Annotated in this window: 3 protein-coding genes; 1 reads left to right on the top strand and 2 read right to left on the bottom strand. The window is 69.2% G+C overall.

Annotation, left to right across the window (positions count from 1 at the left end):
* Together ACFWA7_RS16965 and ACFWA7_RS16960 are read right to left on the bottom strand one after the other, a co-directional pair.
* On the bottom strand, positions 1 to 2624 hold a 2624-nt coding region (locus ACFWA7_RS16965; RefSeq protein WP_385823617.1), incomplete at its 3' end, for a trypsin-like peptidase domain-containing protein.
* The gene (locus ACFWA7_RS16960) at positions 2621 to 2923 is read right to left on the bottom strand and encodes a CU044_2847 family protein (protein ID WP_385823688.1); all 303 of its coding nucleotides are present in this window, start codon (positions 2921 to 2923) and stop codon (positions 2621 to 2623) included. The genes ACFWA7_RS16960 and ACFWA7_RS16965, both read right to left, overlap by 4 nt.
* A 553-nt stretch (positions 2924 to 3476) precedes the next feature.
* Here ACFWA7_RS16960 and ACFWA7_RS16955 point away from each other — a divergent pair.
* A partial coding sequence (locus ACFWA7_RS16955) for an IS701 family transposase (RefSeq protein WP_385823615.1) occupies positions 3477 to 4407 on the top strand: 931 nt, incomplete at its 3' end.

The following is a 4407-nucleotide window of genomic DNA, read 5'->3' as shown; positions in this document are numbered from 1 at the left end:
CGCAGGGCGCGGCCGGTGGTGGTGTCCCACAGGCGGGCGGTGCCGTCCCTGCTGGCGGTGGCCAGCCTCGTGCCGTCAGGGCTGAAGGCGGTCGCATTCACCCAGCCCGAGTGGTTGAACGTGTGCAGGGGGCGGCCGGTGGTGGTGTCCCACAGGCGAGCCGTGCCGTCATCGGCCGCAGTGGCCAGGAGAGTGCCGCTGGGGCTGAACACCGCCGCCCGCACCCACTCGGTATGGCCGATGAGTGCGCGTGGCAAGGGGTCTGCCCCGAAGGCGCGGACGGCTGCGCTGGCTTCCGGCGTGTGGCTGGTGCGGTAGGCATGGGCGGCCAAGAGCATGGCGACATCGGGGTGCGTGAGAGTGAGGTGGTCGGATTCGGTGACGATCTCGCGGGAATCGGTTTGTCGGTGGGCGACACCGGCGACGTACGACTGCCAGCTCGCCACCCCGGCGGCGACGACGACGAGGGCGAGTAGCCCGGCCAGAATGGAGACGCGGCGGCGGGCGCGGCGGCGGCTGACGGCCAGATAGTGGCGGATGTGCGCGGGCAGGCCGCGGTGGCGAGCGTAGTCGAGGCCGACGGCCAAGTCGCTCCCGTGCAGCAACTCGTCGGCCTTGCGGCGCTGCTTCTGACGTGCGACCCGGGGCTTGGTGCGTCGGAGCAAGCGTGTGTGCTGTGGGTCCTCGGCTCGCTGGAGCCAGCGTGTGTACCGGTCCTCGGCTCGCTGGAGCCAGCGGTGGAAGTCCTGGTCCTGGGTGACCCAGTCGTGCAGGTGGGGCCAGTCGCGGACGAGGGAGTCGTGGATGAGCTCTGCGACCGGTTCGGGCGGTTCCACCGACTTGCAGTGTTCTCCAGTGGCGTGACCTTGAGCTGGCCCGGTGGGTCCGGGGTCCGGCCAGGGGACGCGGATGGTGATGAACCGGTGGCGGGCGAGAGCGGCCAGGGCCGTGCCGAAATCGTCCTGGTCGGGGGCGGGGTGGGGCCCTGTGGCCAGGTCGCGGAGGGCGGACAAGGGTAGGCGGCGGCGGGCGGCGGGCGTGGCGTGGTCGGGGTCGGCGGGCTGGACCAGGGTGGTCAGGATCCTCTGGGCGATGTCGCGTTGCGGCAGTCTTCGGAACGTGTCGGTGCACCACGTACTCAGGGCACCGGTCACGGTGCCGAAAGTCTCGTAGGACTTGTGCGTGAGGACCCCGTAGGTGCGGCGCTCCCACAGTTGGCGCAAGGTCAGTTGCAGGGCAGGCAGGCAGGTGACTGGGGTGCTGCGGGTGCTACGGGGTTGCGTGCCGTCGGCAGGGGGGATGAGGTCGCCGATCAGACGGGCAGTCAGGCCGTTCTCGATTCGTGGGCCGTGTTCGCCGTGCTCGATCATGGCGCGAAGGTCGTCCTCGCTCAAAGTGGCGGGGACGTTCAGCAGGGAAGCGGCCTCCAACAGAGCCGGGGCGCGGGAGGCTAGCGGGGCGTAGAAGTCGTCGCGCATGGCCAGAACCACGGTGAGTGAGGCCAAGGACGCGGCCAGTCCGACCAGCTGATCGACTGCTGCCCTGATACCGCCCCCGTCGCCCGGTGGGGTGGCGGGAGCGAGGAGCTGCTCGAACTGGTCGATGACCAGCAGGACGCGGGTGCGGTCGGGGTGGCTGGCTAGGAGGTGGTTGGCTGCGGCCTCGATGCCGTATGTGGCAGCGCCTGGCAGGCCGTGGTGCTCGGCGGCGAGTAACAGGTCGTGGCCAGGGTTGGGGATCAGGACGGGCAGCCAGCGGTCGCTGCCGGCGACCTCCTTTGCCTCGGCCAGCGCGGGCAGTACCCCGGCTTGCAGGAGGGAGGACTTGCCCGATCCGGACGGCCCCAGCAGCAGCAGCGTCCGGGCGGGCCCGCGCAACGCCCTGAAGACTGCGTTCAGGGCGGTGGTACGACCGCCGAACACCGCAGCATCGTCGGCTGTGAACGGCTCCAGGCCCGGATAAGGGCACACCGCGTGTTCCACTAGCTCAGGGTGCAGGTCGCGTAGGGTCTGAGCGGGGGTGGCGTAGGCGATCTCCAACCCGCGGAAGTGCCGGTCGGGGTGGGTGATGGCCGTGGTCATGCCGATCACCATCCCAGTGATGTCGTCGACGACGGGGCCGCCGCTGAAGCCCGCGGTCAGATCGTTGGCGTCGGACAGTTGGAGCAGCGGGACCGTTCCTGGCTTAGCGGAGTTCCCCAGCAGGCGTCCGACCGTGAACCTACCGAAGTGCCCTCCCTCTCTGCCGTGCTGGGGGAAGCCGTAGGTGATGCCCTTGTGGCCTTCGCAGTCCTCCGCGACACCGAGCGCAGCCACAGCCACGCCGGGCGGGGTGCCGTCCAGCCGCAGGAACGCCACGTCCTCCGCGTCCGGGTCCCGCCACGTACTGGTTTCCACCTTCCCTTGCAACCAGCTGCCAGGTTCGGGCCCGGCAGGGAAAGACAGCGGCACTCGCTGCCCGGGGCCGAACCCTGCCTCCAAGACCACATGGGCGCACGTGGCCAGCAGACCGGGACCGATGAGGAAGCCCGCTCCCGCCACCGCTCCGCTCCCACTGCGGACTTCCGCGACCGCGTGGTGGAATCCTTGCGACGACCCGCCCGGCGGGCGCACCACGACCGTCATGTGCCGCTGCTACCAGCGCCGACATCGTCCGGTGAGGCAGAGGCATACCAAGTCACCGTGACGGTCAGGTGGCAGCCCGTCTCACTCTTTGCGATCACAGCGCCGACTTCCGCAGCGAGATCAACGCCGAACTCGATCACCACCTCGTCCGGACCGGCCTGCCGCAGCTGCTCCAGCGCCGCCCGCGCCAGGCCCGCCACCGGACGCAGCGCCTGCTGGACCGTATGCGGCAGGTCCTGCACGGCGTCCGCCAGCCTCCCCACCTTCACAGGCCCGTCAGGCTCCCTCCCCCCTTCCACCAGGACCGAGCCCCCACCCTCCAGCGGTAACCGCGCCACAACCCCCACTGCCAGCCTCCTTGCTCCCCACAGCTGTCCACCGTTGACAAGCCCCCCTACCCAAGCCGGGAGCCACTTAGGCTAGGCCAACGGCCTTTGCCCCGAGCGGGTCGGAAGATTTCAAGTCCAATGAGAGAGTAATTGTCAAGATCTGGTGGATCGATGGCCATGTGTGAGGACTGACTTTGGTGTCATTGTGACCGCGTAGGATTTTTAGACGAGGAACTCAAGGAACCCTGAGAGCGTGGTGTGCAGTTGCATGCGCGCCGGTGGCCGACCGGGATGGTCGGCCGCGTGGTATTGAGGTTCATGCAGACGTATTACACAAACGTTATTGCGCGTGCGTATAGATGCTGTCCGCGGTAAACCCCGTGAACACCGACAACGCCTAGTAGTGCATGGTCAGGTTGGTGGGCCGGTGGCGTGTCTTCTTGATCGGCCGTGTCGTTGATCGGGTGTGCTGGGTAGGGAGTTGGCCGCGGTCCGGTGTGATCTGGAGGACTTCGCGGCGGAGATGTTCGAACCGTTCGGGCGGGTGGATCAGCGCCGGTGGGGTGCCGTCTACCTGCGAGGGCTGCTGCTGGATGGCGGGCGTAAGTCGGTGGAGCCGATGGCTGCCCGCCTGGGTGAGGACGGCAACCGGCAGGCGCTGGCCCACTTCATCACGTCCAGTCCGTGGGACGTGGCGCACGTGCGAGCCCGGCTCGCGTGGCGGATGCAGCCGGTCGTCAGACCGACAGCGCTGGTCATCGATGACACCGGGTTCCTCAAGGACGGGGACGCGTCCGCGTGTGTGACCCGGCAGTACACCGGCACTGCGGGCAAAGTCACCAACTGCCAGGCCGGAGTGTCGCTGCACCTGGCGTCCGACAACGCGTCGGCGGCGGTGAACTGGCGTCTGTTCCTGCCCCAAAGCTGGGATCCCGCCTCGTCGAAGGCCGATGCGGCCAAAGTGGCACGACGTGCCCGGTGCGGCATCCCAGCCGAGGTGGGCCATGTCGAGAAGTGGCAGCTGGCCCTCGACATGATCGACGAGACACGGTCCTGGGGCCTCGACGTCCCCCTGGCCATCGCCGACGGCGGCTATGGGGATACCGCCGCCTTCCGCCTCGGCCTGGAAGACCGCGGGCTCGACTACGCGGTGGGCATCTCGACCACGACCACGGCCCAGCCCGAGGACGCACAACCGTGCCCAGTGGCCTGGACCGGCCGGGGCCGACGACCGGCGCCGGCCTACCCGCAAGCGGCGAAGACGGTGAAGAGCCTGGTCGTCGCGGCCGGGAAACGGGCTGCGCGGCCGGTGCAATGGCGCGAGGGCTCGCGGCCCGGAAGCGGCCGCAGCGGACACAAACGCATGTACTCCCGCTTCGTGGCCCTGCGCATCCGGCCCGCCGGACGCGAGATCCGCAAAGCCGCAGCCACGGCCGAGTTGCCGGTGCGCTGGC

Origin of the sequence: Streptomyces sp. NPDC059994 (genome assembly GCF_042737755.1) — a bacterium.
GTDB lineage: Bacteria > Actinomycetota > Actinomycetes > Streptomycetales > Streptomycetaceae > Streptomyces.
Note: the sequence above shows the minus strand (reverse complement) of the source record. Positions and strands in the feature narration are given on the sequence as shown.